Here is a 19,160-nt window from a genome sequence, read left to right as displayed (position 1 = left end):
CGCGCGCCGATTTCAAGCTCGGCTGCTCCCGATGCATGATCCATGCTCGCGCAAACAGCCGTCACCTAAGCGAGGTAGAAGCCATTGGGGGTGTTCTTTGGCGCGAAGCTTGCCGTCGCGCGTGGCCGCAGGTTGCATTCCTCGTCGCCCATGGCCAGCCGGGAAACTCCCGATATAAAAGGACAGGGGCCCCACCGGTCGGCTCTTATGACCGTCTCGCAATCCACTCATTCACCCGCCGCTCAAGGATGGACATCGGTTGGGATCCGGACGCGATTAGCAGATCATGGAAGCCCTTGATGTCGAACTTAGAGCCCAAAGCCGCTTCTGCCTTTCGGCGCAGCTCGACGATCTTTAGCATACCGATCTTGTAGCCAGTAGCCTGGCTCGGCACCGTGATGTAGCGTCGCACCTCGGACCGTGCCTTTTCCAGCGGCTGCCGACCCGTTTCACTGAGATATTTCACGGCCTCGTCTTCCGTCAAGCCAAGTGCGTGGATGCCAGTATCGGTAACCAGCCGTGCGGCGCGGAAGAGCTCCGCATCGAGGCGCATGAAGTCGGCCGCGATGTCAGGAAAAGCGTTCATCTCCTTGCACATGGCCTCGGCGTACAGGCCCCAGCCTTCACCAAACGCGACATAGCCGGTGACGGACCGGAACTTCGGTCCACCCTTCTGACGGACCTGGATGTCACCCTGCATGTTGTGGCCGGGAATCGCCTCATGGCACATCAGCGTATACATGGCCGCGGGATTGCCCTGCTCGCCCACCATATGGACGTACGTGCGCGCTGGCCTTGAGCCGTCCGGGGCCGGCGCCGAAGCATGGGCGGCGCCGCCTGGCACTTCGCTGAAGGACGGCTCGCGCACCACCTCGATCCGGTAGGCGGGTAAGGTGCCGAAATAGGCAGGCAGCAGTGTGCGTGTGCGAGCGACAAACGCATTGGCCTTCTCGAGATAATCAGCTCGAGAGGCATCATCCCACGGCCGCGGCGGAAATAGCCGGGCACGCTCGGCATAATAGGCTCGGCGGTCCTTGAGCCCAGCCTTGCGGGCAAGCGCATCCTGCTCCGCTTCGATGCGCGCAACTTCGGATCGTCCGATCGCGTGGATCTGCTCGGCCGTGTAGTCCGTCGTTGTGGTGAGCTTCAGCTCGGTCGCATAAAAGGCGGCTCCGCCGGGCAGCGAGACGGCGCCGACGCGGCCGCTCGGCGCCGTCGGCAGGGCTCCCTTCGCCCATGCGATCACTCGGCCATAGGCCGGCTGCAAGGCCAAGATTGCGGTGCGGGCCTCGGCAAGCAGCGCGTCGGCTTCGGCGCGCGTGAGGGTGCCGCCTGCGACCAGCTTCTCTGTCTTCGCTTTCACGTCCGCCCAGAGTGCGACGTCTCGCCCCGGACCAAACGGTGCGCCGGTGGTCAGCTTCTCGCTACCGGCAATGATAGATTCGACCTGGAACCGAGGGACGCGGATTCCCGCCGCCTCGCTTGCCTTGGTACGCGTGACAGCCATGTCGAGCACCGCGGGCATTCCCCGGAGGCGGGCGATGTAGTTCCGTAGGTCCGCTGCATCAGCGACGCTGTGGGTGTTGATCAGGAAATCGGGAAGCTGGCTGTGCGTCGAATATAGCCGAGAGTAGAGCGGAGGCCGGAACTTGCGGTTTGCGTTCGACAAGGCTGCCCGCTCAGCTTCAAGCGCCCAGATATCGTAATTGACCTGTCCCTCTGGCGACAGTTTGCCGCGGTCGAACGCAGCCTTCATGCGCCCCGCGCTGGCCTGCCGCCAAGCCACCATCGCATCGGCCGCCTGATCGCTGATGTCGTTCCATCGGTCGCCGCATTCTTTTACGCCCAGACGAGTTGCGGTTTGAGGCTGCAGCTTCAGAAGTTCGGCAAACTCGGCGTCGAGGAATGCTGTTAAGCGAGTGTCTTCAGCATTGGCGGATACGGCGACTGGAGCCTGCGCGGCTGCAAGCGACGCAGACCCGAGGGGAGCGATGAAGGCGAGGGCGATGACAAGCAGGTTAGGCTTCACGGTAGCTCCCTGGGTTGGTGCGGCAGATTGCCGGACTTCTAGTCTGTCTGCGCCAAAGACCAATGATTTATGCAGCTAAGTTCGGCGCGCCTGGGGCTCTGCTTACTGGCCGGGAGGCAACTGCGGACCCGCTGCATAGGTCCGTCCTGCTCTCGCGGACAATTAGAAGCAGCGATGGCCCCGCCAATAGCGATCCCATCTTTCAACTGTGCCCGTGCGCAGCATGGCACATGATAGGTCACCCACCCGCGGCGCTGTGCACCAGGCGGCAGTTCGGCTCCCGCCCGACCGGCTGTTGGACCGGCATTGCAGCGCCGGCCCTCGCACCAGTACATGACCCTCAGGGCTCTTGCCGCGAGCACCTCCGAGTAACGCAACAAGTCGGTCGCGAGAGACGGCGCCTCCGACCTTAAGGCAGGGGTGGCCAGGCTTGCAGCTCCCGTCGACCTCACGTGCAGCGATGCCGGCAAGGCGCACACGCGGCCCCTCCGCGCACCAGATCGGACCATCGCCATCCCACGCGCGCGTTGGCGTGCATGTGAAGGCGAGGCCCGCTGCAACAACGGTAGCGATCATCTACGCTCCAGGAGCAAGGACTGGATCGCATGACCAAAATAGCCTCGCCTGTCTGCGAGCCTTGCAGTTGCGCTGCCGGTACCATCAGGTGAGGCCCATGTCTGGGCATCAGAGAAAATCCACTCGCCCTCAGGTTCGCGCGCGAGACTGACCGTGAGATCGCCGTTGATGAACGTCCATTCCGTAAACGGCAGGAGAGCGGAGATACCGTTGGAGAAGTCGGCCACCGCAGTCGCTCTCATGGCCGGGGACAAGACTTCACCACGGATCAGTTGCCGGTGCTGGCGGAACCAAACTTTACCCGGGCCGGGGTCAGAAAAGCCACCTGAGATGCGGCGAATGTCGAACTTTGCGCCGAAGTTGATCGCGCCGGCGGGCAGTCCCATTCCAGCGCCTTTCACATCCTCAGGCATCGCCTCCTCAAGACCAGGCAGGCTGATCGTGTCAGGCAGCGGCTGGTCGGCGGTCCGAACCTTCAGCACAACTGCGCGGGTCACCTCGGCGTCGCCGGCAGTCAGGCGCACCTGAACAAGTTGGATCTTGCGCCCCTCGCGCAGCACGGTCGTTTCAATGGAGAGGTCTGCGACCGGCACTGGGCGGAACAGGTCTACCGTGACGCGCGCCACGCGCATCGGCACTGGGGCGGGTATCCGTTCGGCCGCCCAAACGGCGAGCGACGATGGTGCTCCACCATGTTGCAGCCGCGGATCCCACGGACCCGCGGCAAGTGAGGTCGCAGATGCAGAACTTCCATCAACGGCATAGGTGAAGTCTTTCATGACGACTGCCTAGCAGCGCGGAGGACGAGGGTGCCAGTGGTCGGGCTCCTCGGATCATGTTCGATCGTCGAGCGAGCGCAACGGACGTTCTGACGCACCGCCGGGATGTTTTGCTCGTCGACGTCAGATTGCACTCGATCGTCAAGGAACGACCCGGTCGTCCAATCCAGCACCTCCGTCGATCCTCACGAGGGCGATCAGGTCCGATCTGACAAACAGATAGCATTCAGGTGAAAGCAGCGAGTTCGACAGTGCTTCAGGTCTCCAACGCGATTGAGCCAGCCGCCTCGGCTCTTACTTGCCTCACTGAGGTGGAGCTTGCGATGATTGATGGAAGCATGGCACGCGCCTTCATGGTCCACGATGCACCCAGCTTCGACGACCTGCTCTCCGCAATCGATCTTGCCACGGCTCCATTCGAGAGCTTGGCAGCGGCGGCGTAGCTTTCACTCTCCCATCGCCGTGCCGGCCAGGCAGGCTTGCTGATGCAAGCAGCAGCAGCAATATCAGGCCATGTCCGATCTAAGCACCTTCGTCCGCCAACTTCCCAAGGCCGAGCTCCACCTGCACATCGAGGGTACCCTCGAGCCAGAGCTGATGTTCGCGATGGCCCAGCGGAACGGAGTGTCGATCCCGTTCAGTTCGGTGGAGGAGGTCCGGGCAGCCTACCGCTTCTCTAACCTGCAGGACTTTCTCGACATCTACTACGCCGGCGCAGCCGTGCTCAGGACCGAGCAGGACTTCCACGACCTCGCCGCAGCTTATTTTAGCCGAGCAGCAGACGACGGTGTGGTGCACGCCGAGATTATGTTCGACCCGCAGACGCATACGGAGCGCGGTGTTCCATTCGAAACGGTGATCAAAGGTCTGCTTTCGGCAATGAGGGAGGCTCAACAGATGCATGGGATGAGCACTCGCCTCATCCTCTGCTTCCTTCGTCATCTAAGTGAAGAGGAGGCGTTCAAAGCCCTGGACCAGGCCAAGCCCTGGCTGGAGCACATCGCCGCCGTGGGCCTGGATTCATCCGAGCTCGGCCATCCACCTTCCAAATTTTCGCGGGTGTTTGCCGAGGCGCGGCGTCTCGGATTGAAGCTGGTAGCTCATGCAGGCGAGGAAGGCCCGCCTGAGTATGTGCACGAAGCGCTGGACCTGCTTGACGTCGACCGCCTCGATCACGGCAACCGCAGCCTCGAAGATCCTCTGCTTATCACTCGACTGGCTCGCAGTGGCATGACGCTGACGGTTTGCCCGTTATCGAACCACAAGCTCTGCGTAGTTGATGATCTGGCGAACCACCCGATCGATCGCATGCTCGCACATGGCCTTAGAGCCACCATCAACTCTGACGATCCGGCGTATTTCGGGGGCTATGTGGCCGACAATTATCTCGCCGTAGCGGAGGGCAGGGGACTTGGCCGAGAGCAGCTGGCACTGCTTGCTCGCAACAGCTTCCTCGGCTCGTTCCTTCCTGACACCGAAGTCTCCGCGCACATTGCGAAGCTGGACACTTATGTGAAGAGCGCGACCTGATGCCCGAGTTTGCACCAGTGTCGCACGAGCAGTTCGTCGCAGACGTTCTTTCCCTTACGGAAGCCATGAAGAGCGACCGGGACTGGCGGCCAAGCTTCCTAATCGGAGTTGGGCGAGGAGGGCTCGTTCCCGCAGTCTACCTCAGTCATGCAACAGGTATCCCGACCCTCTCGTGCGATCTGTCCAGCCAAGTGAAAGACTTTGCGGACGACGTGCTCGTTCGGCTTGCAGCGCGTGCGGGCTTTGGTGAGACGCTCCTGTTTGTCGATGACATCAACGACTCCGGCCGGACGATCGGCATCCTGCGATCTCGGTTAAGCGCCGCGGGTGCGCCTGCCGGAAGTGTCCGCTTTGCCACGCTGATCGACAACAGCCTCTCAGCCGAGATCGTCGAGTATCGCGGGCGCTCAATCGATCGAACCTCAGACAAGAGATGGTTCGTGTTCCCGTGGGAGGCTCTCGCACCGCCAGAGACGATCGTCGAAGACGCGGCTGAGATGCCCGAACGGCTCGGCTAAGCCGAATCCGAACGCCAAGCACGCTTGCAGAATCGTTCCCGCTATGTTCGATGTCTGCACATGGAAGTAGAACGACTCTCCACCATCCTCGTAAGCGCGCCGGCTTGGGCTCGCCTCGGGCTGACAGTCTCTGATGCACGGCTGCGCGAGCGCGCCGCAGACGCACTCGCCGCCATCATCGCGCACCGGCTGGAGGAGCCCGATATCCGCCCAGACAGGAGCCAACTGGCCCTGCCTTTGTGACGTGGCTGCAAACATTCGGTTTGATGATCTGCATGATCTGATCAGGCGGAAGGCCAATCTTCGTGTGGAGTGCGGCACGTGCGAGAAGGTCACGATCATCGATGCACGGCGTTTTGCACGCTTCTGTCTGCTGCGCGGGTGGAGCACGCATTTGAGCCTGGTCGGCCTCAGGCTGCTGTGCAGTCGGTGTGGCGCCAGGCCATCTCGGGTTAGGGCGACGCCTGAGCAGGCTGGCCCGGATCCGTTCCCTTCCACCGAGCAGGATTGGAAGCAGCTTTTCCGCCGCCTCCGCGACTAAGACTGGCTCTGAGGAGGTTCTCCGATCTGGAATGCTGGGCCACGCCCGCTGTTTCGCTTTGTTCTGTCCTATTGAGAACCAGATGGGTTATCTTGAGTCGCAGAAAGGATGACAAAGATGGAAGTGATCGACGCAACTTTCGTGAGCGCCCTGGCGAGCCTGATGATGAGTCTTGCCGCACTTGTATGGGCGTTTCGCCGAAGGGCTTAGCACTGCGACGAGGTGGGCGGCCCAAGATCGCCGGAGGAAGTCACGCTCGCCGAGCTCGAGGCTACCCGGAAGACGATACAAGCAGCTGTCCAGCGCTTCCCGAACCTCCAGCGCAACATTGGTCTGCCGGGTTGCGTTCTGTTTCCAACTTCAGAGGTGCACTTTGCGTAAGATCGTCAACGGCTGCAGCCTCCAGCCAAAATCCGGAACAACCCGCAAGATCGTTCTGCTGCTGCATGGCTATGGATCTAGCGGATCGGACCTGATCTCTCTGGCGCCGCACTGGCAGCAGGCCATGCCGGATGCCCTGTTTCTGGCTCCGAACGCACCTCAGCGCTGCGGTATGACTGGCGGGTACCAGTGGTGGCAGCTCGCCGCGTTCGGTCCGCAGGCGCTGGCGGCGGGAGCGACATCTGCCGCGCCAGCAATCGACGCCTTCATCCATCGCAAGTTGGCTCAATACGATCTTGCTGAAGGCGATCTCGCAATCGTTGGCTTCAGCCAGGGAACGATGATGGCGCTGCATGTGGGACTGAGACGCAGCACTCAGGTCGCCATCGTGGGCTATTCGGGAATGCTCACAGGAGCGGCGGAGCTTGCACATCACCACATCACCAAACCACCGGTGATGCTCATCCATGGGTCTGATGACCCCATCGTTCCAGTTGCGGCGCTGCATGCTGCCAAGGCTCAGCTGTCCAAGCTCGGCATTCAGGTCTCGCACCATGTGTCCGCGGGGCTCGGGCACAGCGTCGATCCTGTCGGTTTGCGGCTCGGAGGTGAGTTCGTTGCAGCCGCACTCCGCGAGACCCGTTCGAGCGAGGTGACAAATGCCCGATGATTTTGAGCGAGGCCGACGCGATGGCCTGCGACTCGCACTTTCTGTGCTGGCTGCCGAAGAGGCCAAATGGGCGGCGCTGCTTGGTGAGAGTTCCTCCTGGCGGACCAACTCCATTCGGGAGGTGCGTCACAAAACGCTTCAGGTGGCGCAAAGCCGTGTTCAGACCGTGCTGAACCGTCTTTCTTCGAAGAAAGACGGGAAGATCGATCAAGAAATTGCCGCAGCACTCGACCGGGCAGGGCTTTGATGCGGGCTCAACCGTGCCCTCATCGACCAAGCGCGTTGAGCGGCTTCGAGGAGGATGAGGCTACAGTTTGGTCGGATAGGGAAGCCACGTCTGCATTGCGCCCATTTAGGCCTTTGCGTGGGCGGCGGCTCGATGGCTGCTTAGGGCCCCAAAGCTGACGGTATAGAGGTTCGGATTTTGGGCGCAAAGCGGCTACTCGCCATTAGCCCCAGAGGCGTCTCCCCTTAGACCTAAGTCCGCAGGATCAAGTGCTTGGTCTGGGGTGGAATGAACTCTAAACGGACTCGATGCCGACCTCTCACCTTCACCTGGACGCCAGTCTGCCGGTTCCGAAGCCCGCGCCTACTGATGGCGCCTACGTACTCGACCGAAGCTGGCGGATCGTCGACATCAACGATCACGCCCTTGACCATCTCGGTGTCAGTCGCTCCGAGGCGATTGGCGCAACGTTGTGGAAGCTCGCGCCCGCTCTCGTCGGTACCAATTGCGAGACACACTATCGGGAGGCGATGGAGAACCGCAACGTCGAGGAGTTTGTTGGCCCCTCGGCTGCTCATCAGGGCCGTTGGCTTGAGGTTCGTGTCTTCCCCGTGTCTGAGGGGCTCGCGGTGCACCTGCGTGACATCACGAAACGCGTTCAGCTGGAGGCCAAGCTTCGCGACCGCGAGCGATTGCTGTCGGCCATCTTCAGCCAAGCCGGCGCCGGCTTCGCACAAGTGGATTTGGAGGGCCGGTTCGAGCTGGTAAACGACGCTTATTGCGCGATTACCGGCTACAGCCGCCAACAGCTGCTCGGACGCCGGATGCAGGACATCACGCATCCCGACGATTTGGCCCGCAATCTCGAGCTGCTGAACGAGGCGCTGACCAGTACGAACAGCTTCACGATCGAGAAAAGATACGTTCGACCAGACGGCTCAGCCGTATGGGTCAACAACAGCGTGACTATACTGCGGAACGACGCAGGAGCACCGATCGGCATCCTGGCGGTGACGACAGACCGAACCGAGGCAAGGCGTTCCGAGCAGCAGCTGCGCGAAAGCGAGCAGCGCTTCAGGCAAATGGCCGACGCCGTGCCCCAGATCGTGTGGATCACGGACGCGGACGGGAAGAACGAGTTCTTCAACCGGCAATGGTTCGACTATACCGGTGTCGCATACCAGCCGACCACGGCGGCGAAGGTGGCGGCGGATCAGGTTCACCCTGAGGACGGCCCAGCGACGATCGCCGCCTTCGATGAAGCTCGGCGCACAGGCACCACCTTTCACGTCGAGCATCGGATCCGGTCCAGGACCGGCGAATATCGCTGGTTCCTGGTGCGTGGCGAACCTTATCGCGATCCGGACACTGGCGAGATCGTCCGCTGGTTCGGCGCATCCGTCGACATCCACGACCGCAAGGTGGCCGAGGCGGCGCTGCGGGAGAATGAAGCGCGCCTGCGCGCCCTGACTGATAACCTGCCGGCGGGGATGGTGTATCAGGTTAGTACCGGCAGGGACGGCAGCGCACGCCAGTTCCGTTACGTTTCTGGCAGCCACAAACGACTGACCGGTGTGCCCGCGGAGGCGGTGCTGGCGGATCCAAGCATACCCTACCAGCTCATTCACCCGGATGACCGTTCGATGCTGGCCGAGGCTGAGGAAGAGGCTATCCGCGCGCGCAGCTCGTTTGACTTGCAGGTGAGGTTTCGCCGTGCGGATGGTGAACTTCGATGGGCCCGGATCATCTCGGCGCCTCGGGAGCAGCCAGACGGCTCGCTCATCTGGGACGGCATCCAGATCGACACCACTGATCAGAAGCTTGCTGAAGCCGCGCTGCGGGCCAGCGAAGAGCGGCTGCGCGAGCTGAACGGGAATCTCGAAGCACAGGTGGCCGAGCGGACGGCAGACCGGGACCGGATGTGGCGGCTTTCGACCGACATCATGCTCGTCGCGCGCTTCGACGGTACGATCAACTCGGTGAATCCGGCCTGGACCAGCATACTCGGTTGGACGGATACGGCGCTCGTCGGCAGCAACTTCATGAACCTCGTTCATGCAGACGACCAGGAGGCGACGCTTGCGGAGATGGGGAAGCTCGGCGCCGGCGAGACTACTTGTCGATTTGAAAATCGGTATCGAACCGCCGACGGCGACTATCGGTGGATCTCCTGGACGGCGGTGCCCGGCGATGAACTGATCCATGCGGTGGGTCGCGACGTTACGGCCGAGAAGGCGCGTCAGGCGGAACTTGAGAGCGCGCAGGAAGCACTCCGCCAAAGCCAGAAGATGGAAGCGATGGGCAGCCTCACTGGGGGTGTCGCTCACGACTTTAACAACCTGCTTACCCCGATCATCGGATCGCTCGACATGCTGGTGCGCAAGGGCGTCGGCAGCGAGCGCGAACGGCGCCTGATCGACGGGGCTCTGCAATCAGCCGAGCGGGCGAAGACCCTGGTCCAGCGCCTGCTCGCCTTCGCTCGGCGGCAGCCGCTGCAAGCAACCGCTGTTGACACCGCTCGTGTTGTCGAAGGCATGGCGGGCCTGATCGACTCCACCGTCGGCCCGACTATCGACGTGCGCGTCGAAGTTGGTGCCGACCTGCCGCCGGCCAAGGCCGACCTCAACCAGCTCGAGATGGCACTGCTCAACCTCGCCGTGAATGCGCGCGATGCGATGCCCAACGGTGGTGAGCTCGTCATGGCCGTGAATAGCGCCAGCGTTCTAGCTAATGATCCGTCGGGTCTGAAGCCCGGAACCTATGTGCGATTGAGCGTCAGCGACACCGGCATCGGGATGGACGAGGCTACCCAAAGGCGTGCCGTCGAGCCCTTCTTTTCGACAAAGGGCATAGGCAAGGGGACCGGCCTAGGTCTGTCCATGGTCCACGGGCTCGCGGCGCAGTTGGGCGGGGGCCTGACGATCGAGAGCGTGCCCGGCGAGGGGACGACGATCTCGCTCTTTCTCCCGATCAGCGCGGGCCCTCTCGGCGCTGACGAAGACGCTCCAGCTGCCGTTGATGGGCCGATTGGCCGAGGAACGGCGCTCCTCGTCGACGACGAGGACCTGGTCCGTATGAGCACCGCCGACATGCTGAGCGACCTCGGCTTCGAAGTCGTGGAAGCAGGCTCCGCTGAAGATGCGCTGCGGTTCCTGCAAACCAGCCGCAAACCGGACCTGCTCGTCACCGATCACCTCATGCCTGGCATGAGCGGCGCCGAACTTCCGCAGAATGCGCGAGCGCTTCACCCCGCACTCCCGATCCTTGTCGTCTCGGGCTATGCGGAAGTAGAAGGCATCTCGCCGGACCTGCCGAGACTGACGAAGCCGTTTCGGAACGCTGACCTGGTTGCCAGCCTCTCGGCGCTGCTTCCGCAAGAAACCTGACAGCTTCTGGCCGCGATTATGACGTTGGCTTACTCGCGCTTTGCGGTAGGACGCTCTGTACGCTCTCGGCCAGAAGCAAACGTAGGCAGCGGAGGACTGCTTGGCGCCCTTTCAGGACGCTTGCACTGCGCCGAACAAACGGCCGCTTTGACCCACTTGTGTACGTTTCAGCGCCCGCAGTTCGCTTCTCAGAAGCGGTCACTCGTTCAGCTGCTTGGCGCGACGTTACGCATCGTCCTTCAGCCCGGTAAAAGTGTTCGGAAGCCCTTGTTGAGCGGCAGCAGGTTCGCCGTCGCACTCGCCGCCAACGCAGCCACCATCGCCCAGCCCATGCCCTCTCCTCCGTTAACGCGGGTCGGAGGCAAGTCCGCAGGCGCCGGTCTGGCCAGCGCTCCGGCATCCCCGACCGCGTCCTTGCGCATCGGGACCGATCCGGTCACGTTAGGCGCGAACGAGGTGTGATGGGAAGGATCACGATGGCCATAGCGCTTGTAGTTTCAGCAGTGCTCGGAACGGCCGCGCCCGACCCGAAGTCGATCGACTGCGGCCGCGACGGGCCGGCCTTCATGGCGGCCTACGCTCGTGACCTCGCGGCGGGCGACCGTGCCGCCATAGCGGGCCGCTACAGCCGCTCGGGTGCCTATTCGCTCGGCTTTGGGGCCAAGAGCCTCGACAGCCCGGAGGCGATCACGAAGCGCTATGCCGGGCCAGCCTGGCAGAAGCCAGACGCGTTCGAGTGGCAGGACCTCAGCTACGAGCAGCTCGGCCCTACAACGTGCCTGGTCGCCGGGGGCTTTCGCTGGACGGAGCAGGGCCGCACGGCGACCCTGGCCTATACCTCCGTGCTGCGTGCGGAGGAGGGAGGTCTGCGCATCATGCTTGAGCACGAGAACCTGCTGAAGCCGTGACACATCGACCGTGGCCGCTCCTCCTTCTGACCACTTACGTGACTCGAGAGGCCGCCTCACGAGCGCGGTCCGGGACCGCACCCGCCCCTCGCGTCGGAGTGCATGCGATTTGCACCCAAGATCTGGAGACCGCGCGATGAGACTGCGCTTGCGGATGTGCTTGGGAGCGGCAGTCATGCTGGTCTGCGAGGCTGGGTCGACAGCGGCTGAAAGAGCCGGCGATCTGCCGCGCCAGGTAATCACGATGGTGAGCTGCGCCAAACTGCCTGGCCTCGCCGACCGATCGGCGGCCGAGCAGGCTCGCCTGCGCTGCGGCACGCTCGCCGTCCCGCTCGACGATCGGAAAACGGATGGGCCGACGCTCGACATGGCGTTTGTGGTCCGCGCGGCGGCGACGCCTAGCAACCGGCCTCCCATCCTCGTGCTTGCCGGATCGAGCTCCGGGTCGGTGCGCTGGTCGGCAAGCACGTTCGCGCCGCCGTTCACGGGAGATCGCGACGTTGTGCTGGTCGACACGCGCGGCAAGGACGACAGCGGCCTGGGACTGTGCGACACGACGCGCCGCGCCCAGGTCGCCGCGCTCGCGCGCGATCTCGAGGGCAAGGCGCTCCGCTATGCTTTCTTCGCCCCGCTGCGCGATTGCCGCGAGAGGTTGCGCGCCGCCGGTGCGCCGCTCGACGTCTATGGCGCCTCCCGGATCGTGCGGGATCTGGAGCGGCTGCGCGTAGCGCTGGGCTACGAACGCGTCCTGCTGTTCGGCGTGTCGCACGGCACTGTCGTCGCGAACAGCTACGCGGCCGCGTACCCGAAGCGCGTGGAGGCCATGCTCCTCGACGGGGCTTATCCTCCTGATCCAACACCAGGAACGCTGACCGAGACCTTTCGTGAAGGTCTGGCCGGCGCGGCAGCCGCCTGCAGGGGAAACGCCATCTGCGGCCCGGCTGGCGACGACCTCGTCGCCGCTTATGAGCGTGCCTTCGCCTTGTTGCGCCGCGAGCCGATGATAATCGAGACGAAGGCGCTCGGGCGCTTGGTGCTCAACGCCGACGATCTGACGCTCTTGGTGCAGAACATGCTGTATCCTGGGGTCTCGAGGGCAGTCGCCCCCGAGGTGACCCCCTACGCCGTCGCTCCCGCATTGATCGCGGCAGTCGAGGCGCGGGATGCGGCACAGGTCGCGCGCATTGCAGACGGCCCGCTTGGTCGCCTCGCCGCAGGCCCGCACAGTGCCGTGTTCGTCTCGGGGGAGTGCGCCGATCGCACGCGCTATTACAATCGCAAGCCGGAGCCGTTCACCGGGGTCGAGCTCATCGACCTGACTGCCGTCTGCCCTTGGTGGGCGCCGCGTCCCGCCGAGCCCGCCCGCATGCCCGCCGGCAGAGCGCCGCCCGCAATGGTCATCACCGGCAGCACCGACCCGATCACGCCAATCAGCTTCAGCCGCGATACGGCACGACGCCTCGGCCCATCAGTGCGCGTTCTGGCGGTGCCGGGTGCGGGTCATGGGACTGTGCGTACCACGCCCTGCGGCCGGGCGGTCGGGCTTGCGTTCTTCGCCGATCCGCGCACAACCGTAATGCCGGATGGATGCGCGCCGATCGCACCGTAGCATCAAGACGACCCAAACTCAGCCGTTCAGAGCGATATCGCCTCACTCCAGAACCAGACGTTGGTTCAGCAGAGGCCGACAGCGTCGATGCGCCCCTGTCGAACAATCAGACCAGTCTACTGCAACGACCGGTTCACGCCCGACGTCAGTCGTTCAGCAAGTTCCTTGCGACTCTGGGCAGCTCATAACTTTCCAGGAAAATGACAGCTGGCAAAGTCGACCTCGCGTGGTGTTTTCTGCCACTGCGGGGCCGTGTTCCGGCACGAACAGCGATAATCGGTCGGCACTTTGGCGTGAGAGCGACCCCGTTCAGCTGGGCCCACATGATGTTAGGAGTTGGGCGACATGTGCCCGTTTGCGGTTCCCCCAACGCTGCGGAGAGTCTATCCAGTAAGCGCGTCGCTCCAAGCGCCGCCCCAAGACATTACCGATCGTTCATCCTCGCCCCGCTCGTTTTCAGCCGCTGGGGCCGCGAAGCGCCTCATCTCTTCCTTGTACCGCGCTCGGACGCGAACCCGATCGTCAGATAGAAGGCCGCGTTCTAACGTCACCAACCAAGAATTCTCCTCCTGGTACATGTGGTGTGTCACAGCTCCGCGGATGTGCTCCAGCTTATCGAGATAATCCTGGGTCAGGGGCTCCAGCTTGCTCAGCAAGGCGAGCTGAACCTTTGTTGCCGCTTGCTCCTCATAGCCCATGAAAGCCGCGCCATGCTGGCTGTTGTCGACGAGCTCCGGATAGATCACCGTTTCCTCGGCCGCCGCGTGTCCGTTGAGCAAGTTGGCGAGTTCAAGCTCTGCCCCCCGCTGGCTCTCCGCAGTCGAAGCGGAGCGTACCGCCTCGAAGGCGCGTTCAATGCGGTTGTGATCGTCGATAATCAGCTGAACTACCCTATTCGGCAATGCTTGGGTGCGGGCGTTCTCGCGAGCGCGGAGCCGAGTTTCATCCGACACCAAAGGGGTCATTTTCGCGACTAACCGATCAAGGGACCGACATGGCTCACCTCCAGCAACAATCGTGGAAAGTCCGGTCTCAGCCGAAGGTTCCACGAGGTGCCCCGCTTAAAGGATGATCATCACGCATCCTGCATGCCGGCAGCATCTCTAACTCAGATTAGGCATTGTTTCAGGAACTTAACGAGTTGCGGTCGGTTCGAGAATGCGTGAGCCATTCCGGTTCCGTGACAGTCTACTGGATCACCGCTGCTTCTATGGACACCATGTTTTTCGGCTCAAAGTCAGAGGCGTCGACCAGGTTGTTAACGCAGCCGATGAGGGTGATCGAAACAGGAGTCTATCGTGGGCCCCATCTCTATAGCCACACGCCCATGATCCGCATCATGGTTGATCTCGGGCGGCTCGAGGACTGGCCTACTAACAGGATTTCCGGCTTTTCCGATCGATTGTTGGCCATGTTGCCTGGGCTGAAGCGGCATGGCTGCTCGTATCGCCGCCGGGGCGGCCTGGTGAAGAGGTTGGAGGAGGGCACGTGGCTCGGTCACGTCGCCGAGCACATTGTTTTGGAACTGCAGACTCTCGCAGGGACCCGGGTCACGCGCGGAAAGACGCGAAGCGTCAAGGGTCAGACTGGCGTCTACAACGTCATGTTCGCCTACAAGCATGAGGAGGTGGGCATGCTTGCCGGGCGAGTTGCACTTGAATTGGTTAATGCGTTGCTGCCGGAAGAACTGAGTGGGGTGCAGGGACTTGATCTAATCGCCGAAGCGTCCGGTGACTTCGACCTCGAAGCCCGCCTGAACGACCTAAAGCGGCTGGTCCGCCGCTCCGGCTACGGCCCGACAACTCAGGCGCTGGTCGACGAAGCGGAGCGGCGCGGCATTCCTGTTATGCGGCTGAATAATGGCAGCCTGATCCAACTCGGCCATGGCCGCTTTCAGCAACGTATCCGAGCCAGCATCAGCGGCCGTACGTCTTTGATCGCGGTCGAGGCCGCGGGCGACAAGGATTTCACTAAGCAGTTGCTCGCCGATAGCGGAATCCCGGTCCCGCGGGGCGTCGTCGTGCGCGATGTCGAGGAGGCGATCCGTGCCGCGCGCCGCTTGCGCTATCCGCTCGTTACCAAGCCGCTCGACGGTAATCACGGCCGCGGTGTTACCATCGGCATTCGCGATGAGGCGATGCTCCGGTTCGGCTTCGCCCAGGCCCTCGCCGAGGCGAAGGGTCGACGCGACGTAATCGTCGAGCAGTTCTTCGACGGGCGTGACCACCGCATCTTGATCGTCAATGGCGAGCTGATCGCAGTCGCCGAGCGCGTCCCGGCACATGTGGTGGGTGACGGGGTGAGCACTATCTCAGAACTCGTCGACCGCGTGAACACAGACCCCCGGCGCGGGGATGGGCACGAAAAGGTGATGACGCGCATCAAGGTGGACGCGCTCGTGTTCGAATATCTCGGCCGCTTTGGGCTGACGCCGAACAGCGTGCCTGCTTCGGGACAGCTGGTGCAGTTGCGCGCGACGGCCAATCTCTCGACCGGCGGCACCGCAATCGATCGCACAAACGAAATTCACCCGGATAACGCCGAGATCGCGCGGAGAGCGGCGCTCGTAATCGGGCTAGATATCGCTGGCATCGACTTCATGGCACCGGACATCTCGCGATCGGTGAGGGAGACCGGAGGGGGCGTGATCGAAGTCAACGCCGCACCCGGTTTCCGCATGCATATCGAGCCTAGCGAAGGAAGTCCTCGCGACGTCGCCAAACCGGTCATCGAGATGCTATTTCCACCGGGGCGACGGGGACGTGTGCCGATCCTGGCGGTCACGGGCACGAACGGCAAATCGACTACCGCGCGGATGCTGAAGCACATCTTGCGCTACACGGGCTGCACGGTTGGCCTAACCTCGACCAGCGGGGTCTACGTTGACGACCAGCTGGTGAATCCTGGCGACGCAACGGGTCCCCGTAGCGCCCGCATGGTATTGCGCGACCCGACAGTGGAGGTGGCCGTGCTGGAAACAGCTCGCGGGGGCATGCTGCGCGAGGGCCTCGCCTTCGACCACGCCGACGTGGCGGCCTTTCTGAACGTCGCTGAAGATCATCTCGGCCTCAAAGGAATTAACACTGTCGATGACCTGGCCGATCTGAAGGCCTTGGTTGTCGAGACCGTGCGACGCGGCGGCACGTCTGTGATGAATGCTGACGATCCGCTGGTACGGTCCAAGGCGAAGCGCGCCGGCGGCAGCATCGCTTGGTTCTCACTTCACGGCGGTGCAGAAATGCCCGCTTGGCTTCGCGATCATGTCGAGGATGGTGGCATGGCCGTCGTCCGCGAGCCTGGTGATGAAGGCGGCTGTATCGTCCTCTATAAGGATGGGCGCCGCGAGTTGGTCGTTCGTGCCGGCGCCATCCCTGCGACGCTTCACGGATACGCCGAATTCAATATTGCCAATAGCTGTGCGGTGATCGCGATGGCGGCGGCGCACGGCGTGCCTCTGATCACGATCCGCTCGGCAATGAGCAGCTTCCAATCAACTTACGAGCAGAATCCCGGCCGCCTCAACGTACACGATGCCCATGGCTTTCGCGTGATCGTAGACTATGCCCACAATGTCGCCGGCTTGGCAGCGCTCGGCAACGTCATTCGCGGCCTCCGGCGGCGTTATCCGCGGACCATCGGCGTCATCTCAATTCCCGGCGACCGACGCGACGAGGACATCAGGGATATGGGCCGCCTCTCGGCGGAGCTGTTCGACGAGCTGGTGTTTCGGGAGGATCCGGCAACTCGCGGCCGACCCCGGGGCGAAGTCATGCGGCTCCTGCGGGAGGGGGCACTGGAAGTTGGCCAGTCGTCAACCAACATCCATCTGATTGCGGGCGAGGCCGAAGCGACGGAGACTGGGCTTGTGCTGGCCTCCCCTGGCGACCTCCTGGTGGTCACACCCACCGAAGTGGAAGAAACGTGGCGGCAGGTGATTAACTACTGTCCGTATAAGGCTGCTGCTCCGCCAAGCGAGCGCCTCGTGACGGTGACCTGATGAGCGAGTGGAAGCTTGTCATTCACGGCGGAGCGAAGGAGATCGCCCCCCAGGACGAAGCTGCTAATCGGGACGGCCTTGCCACCTCGATCAAGGCAGGCGCAGCGGTGTTGCGCGCGGGCGGCAGTGCTGTCGATGCCGTTGAGGCTGCGGTGCGTGCCCTCGAGGACTGTCCAGCATTCAACGCAGGGCGCGGCTCCGTGAAGACGGAAGCGGACACGATCGAGCTGGCGGCTGCTATCATGGACGGCGATACACTCGATGTCGGGGCCGTTGCCGCTCTTGAACAGGTACGGAACCCAATCAGTGTAGCGAAGGCTCTGCTGCGCGAATACGAGACCTTGCTCATTGCGGGTGGGGCCGAACGGTTCGCCGACGCGATCGGCGCGGTCCGCTGCACGCCCGACTATCTCCTGGCTCCCGAACACGTCACATCGTCCAAGCACGACACCGTCGGCGCGGTGGCGCTCGACTCCGTCGGTAACTTTGCCTCTGCGCTTTCCACCGGCGGACTACCTGGTCAGAAGCGAGGACGTGTCGGCGACAGCCCGCTTCCGGGCTGCGGTTTCTACGCCGAGAATGGGATCGGGGCTGTTGCTCTCTCCGGACATGGAGAGGGGATATCGCGGCTCGCACTTGCCAGCCGCATCCTGCACCTTTTGCCGAACCGGCAGGTTGATAGCGCAGTCCGCGACCCCCTGGCGGCGATGGCGCGGGTTGGAGGAGATGCCGGAGGTATCGCAATCAATGCCGAAGGCCAGATTGGCTGGGATCACAACAGCGAGCATTTCGCCGTCGCTTCGATGAAAGAAGGGGGAGAGCCGCAAATATGGCTGAAGAAGCCCGGCCGGTGAGTAAGACCGGCACGCTGATCGCGATTGGTGGACATGAAGAGCGTGAGCCGGGCGGCGAGCGCGAAATCCTGCGTGAAGTGGCCAAGCATGTTCGAGGCGGGAAACTGGTGCTGGCGACCGTCGCAAGCCACCAGCCCGAAGGGTATTTCGATGAATATCAAAAGGCTTTTCGAGACCTAGGTGTTGGCGACTTGGTCGAACTTTACTTGGAAGACCGTTGCGAGGCTGAAGCTTCGGACAAGTTGGCTGTTCTGGACGACGCGGCAGGCATCTTCTTCTCGGGCGGCGACCAGTTGCGCATCACGAGCCAGGTAGGTGACACTCCTATCGAGCAAAAGGTGCGAGCGATCTTCGAGCACGGCGGCCTGATCGCTGGCACTTCGGCCGGAGCGAGTGCGCTCAGCGAAACCATGCTGGTAAAGGGCACGAGCGCGGAGACTCACCGCATCGGCGACCTTCATATGGCGCCTGGGCTAGGGCTGCTCCGCAACGTCATCATAGACCAACATTTCGCCGAGCGCGGGCGGTTTGGCCGCCTGCTGGGAGCGGTAGCGCATAATCCTCGAGTGCTTGGGATTGGCGTCGACGAGAACACCGCTGCCGTCATCAGCGGAGAGGAGTTTACGGTGATCGGTTCTGGCGCGGTATATGTCGTAGACTGTCAGCATGTCAGCCATAGCAATATCGCAGAGGCGAGTCCCGAGAACGTTCTGTCCTTACACGACGTGCGCATCCACGTACTCGGAACCGGCGATCGGTTCGACCTTGCCGAGCGAAGGCCACGCGCTGCCGATAAGCACTGACACTCGCGGAGCTCGGTCTGGCGTACAAACTGTCGCGTGGAGCCGTCAATGCGGCCCCGATAAGGCGTTTGGAGCCCGGCTGTTTACAGTCCGCTCAGCACCCACCGCAAAAAACACACTCGGGCCTCGCATGAACAGCTAAGTGCCTGCCGCGGGCACCGAAGTAAGGGCAGCTCAGAAGAGCTAGTTTCACCACGCTCGAGAGTCCCGCCTGAACTCTTCTGGCAGCAGAGCAAAGGCGACGTCAGACCAGTCGAGCTTGGCGCGAAGCCGATCGACGGCGGTCTTGATGATCAGGGCGTGATCAAAGGGGAGGGTAAGCGGCTCCCCTTCGTGGTGCAGCACGACGACCT

16 protein-coding genes are annotated in these 19,160 nt (G+C 62.8%); 11 read left to right on the top strand and 5 right to left on the bottom strand.

The window, feature by feature from the left end; translation table 11 throughout:
- Positions 1-205: 205 nt before the first annotated feature.
- The 3 genes from VGT77_RS08755 to VGT77_RS08750 all read right to left on the bottom strand — a co-directional run bounded on the left by VGT77_RS08755 (position 206) and on the right by VGT77_RS08750 (position 3,384).
- The gene (locus tag VGT77_RS08755; protein ID WP_327461617.1) at positions 206-2,029 is read right to left on the bottom strand and encodes a DUF885 domain-containing protein; all 1,824 of its coding nucleotides are present in this window, start codon (positions 2,027-2,029) and stop codon (positions 206-208) included.
- 162 nt (positions 2,030-2,191) lie between these two features.
- The gene (locus VGT77_RS15620) at positions 2,192-2,605 is read right to left on the bottom strand and encodes a hypothetical protein (protein ID WP_414713374.1); all 414 of its coding nucleotides are present in this window, start codon (positions 2,603-2,605) and stop codon (positions 2,192-2,194) included.
- Positions 2,602-3,384 carry a thioesterase family protein gene (locus tag VGT77_RS08750; protein WP_327461615.1) on the bottom strand — a complete coding sequence of 261 codons (783 nt, stop codon included), beginning with the start codon at positions 3,382-3,384 and terminating at the stop codon, positions 2,602-2,604. Before VGT77_RS08750 ends, VGT77_RS15620 begins: the two co-directional genes overlap by 4 nt.
- Positions 3,385-3,897: 513 nt before the next feature.
- On the opposite strand from VGT77_RS08750, the gene VGT77_RS08745 reads away from it, so the two are divergent.
- The 6 genes from VGT77_RS08745 to VGT77_RS08720 all read left to right on the top strand — a co-directional run bounded on the left by VGT77_RS08745 (position 3,898) and on the right by VGT77_RS08720 (position 10,636).
- A complete protein-coding gene (locus tag VGT77_RS08745; protein ID WP_327461613.1) occupies positions 3,898-4,914 on the top strand; it encodes an adenosine deaminase in 1,017 nt (338 codons plus the stop codon).
- Positions 4,914-5,432 carry a phosphoribosyltransferase gene (locus VGT77_RS08740; RefSeq protein ID WP_327461611.1) on the top strand — a complete coding sequence of 173 codons (519 nt, stop codon included), beginning with the start codon at positions 4,914-4,916 and terminating at the stop codon, positions 5,430-5,432. The genes VGT77_RS08745 and VGT77_RS08740 overlap by 1 nt, the downstream gene beginning before the upstream one ends.
- A gap of 60 nt (positions 5,433-5,492) precedes the next feature.
- On the top strand, positions 5,493-5,675 hold the full coding sequence (locus VGT77_RS08735; protein WP_327461609.1) for a DUF6771 family protein: 183 nt from the start codon (positions 5,493-5,495) through the stop codon (positions 5,673-5,675).
- Positions 5,676-6,346: 671 nt separating this feature from the next.
- Positions 6,347-7,024, top strand: a complete 678-nt coding sequence (locus VGT77_RS08730) for an alpha/beta hydrolase (protein WP_327461607.1) — start codon at positions 6,347-6,349, stop codon at positions 7,022-7,024.
- Complete coding sequence (locus VGT77_RS08725; protein ID WP_327461605.1) at positions 7,014-7,271, top strand: hypothetical protein; 258 nt, start codon at positions 7,014-7,016, stop codon at positions 7,269-7,271. Before VGT77_RS08730 ends, VGT77_RS08725 begins: the two co-directional genes overlap by 11 nt.
- A 287-nt stretch (positions 7,272-7,558) precedes the next feature.
- Positions 7,559-10,636, top strand: a complete 3,078-nt coding sequence (locus VGT77_RS08720; protein ID WP_327461603.1) for a PAS domain S-box protein — start codon at positions 7,559-7,561, stop codon at positions 10,634-10,636.
- A 239-nt stretch (positions 10,637-10,875) separates the two neighbouring features.
- Here the strand turns inward: VGT77_RS08720 and VGT77_RS08715 are convergent, their stop codons facing one another.
- The gene (locus VGT77_RS08715) at positions 10,876-11,076 is read right to left on the bottom strand and encodes a hypothetical protein (protein ID WP_327461601.1); all 201 of its coding nucleotides are present in this window, start codon (positions 11,074-11,076) and stop codon (positions 10,876-10,878) included.
- A 36-nt stretch (positions 11,077-11,112) separates the two neighbouring features.
- Here VGT77_RS08715 and VGT77_RS08710 point away from each other — a divergent pair, with 36 nt between their 5' ends.
- Together VGT77_RS08710 and VGT77_RS08705 are read left to right on the top strand one after the other, a co-directional pair.
- The gene (locus tag VGT77_RS08710; protein WP_327461599.1) at positions 11,113-11,544 is read left to right on the top strand and encodes a hypothetical protein; all 432 of its coding nucleotides are present in this window, start codon (positions 11,113-11,115) and stop codon (positions 11,542-11,544) included.
- Between the two features lie 136 nt (positions 11,545-11,680).
- On the top strand, positions 11,681-13,153 hold the full coding sequence (locus VGT77_RS08705) for an alpha/beta fold hydrolase (protein WP_327461597.1): 1,473 nt from the start codon (positions 11,681-11,683) through the stop codon (positions 13,151-13,153).
- 383 nt (positions 13,154-13,536) lie between these two features.
- On the opposite strand, the gene VGT77_RS08700 is transcribed toward VGT77_RS08705, so the two are convergent.
- The gene (locus VGT77_RS08700) at positions 13,537-14,118 is read right to left on the bottom strand and encodes a hemerythrin domain-containing protein (RefSeq protein ID WP_327461595.1); all 582 of its coding nucleotides are present in this window, start codon (positions 14,116-14,118) and stop codon (positions 13,537-13,539) included.
- Positions 14,119-14,363: 245 nt separating this feature from the next.
- On the opposite strand from VGT77_RS08700, the gene cphA reads away from it, so the two are divergent.
- Genes cphA through VGT77_RS08685 form a run of 3 tightly spaced genes read left to right on the top strand, consistent with a single transcriptional unit; the run spans position 14,364 to position 18,807 of the window.
- Positions 14,364-17,150 (top strand): cyanophycin synthetase, encoded by a 2,787-nt coding sequence (gene cphA, locus VGT77_RS08695; protein ID WP_327461850.1) that lies wholly within the window; start codon positions 14,364-14,366, stop codon positions 17,148-17,150.
- Positions 17,150-18,004, top strand: a complete 855-nt coding sequence (locus VGT77_RS08690) for an isoaspartyl peptidase/L-asparaginase family protein (RefSeq protein ID WP_327461593.1) — start codon at positions 17,150-17,152, stop codon at positions 18,002-18,004. Before cphA ends, VGT77_RS08690 begins: the two co-directional genes overlap by 1 nt.
- The gene (locus VGT77_RS08685) at positions 17,980-18,807 is read left to right on the top strand and encodes a cyanophycinase (RefSeq protein ID WP_327461591.1); all 828 of its coding nucleotides are present in this window, start codon (positions 17,980-17,982) and stop codon (positions 18,805-18,807) included. The genes VGT77_RS08690 and VGT77_RS08685 overlap by 25 nt, the downstream gene beginning before the upstream one ends.
- The last annotated feature ends 353 nt before the right edge of the window (positions 18,808-19,160 follow it).

It is taken from the genome of Sphingomonas sp. (assembly GCF_035944535.1).
GTDB lineage: Bacteria > Pseudomonadota > Alphaproteobacteria > Sphingomonadales > Sphingomonadaceae > Sphingomonas_B.
The sequence above is the reverse complement of the archived record's forward strand: the minus strand, read 5'-3'. Positions and strand labels throughout refer to the sequence as shown.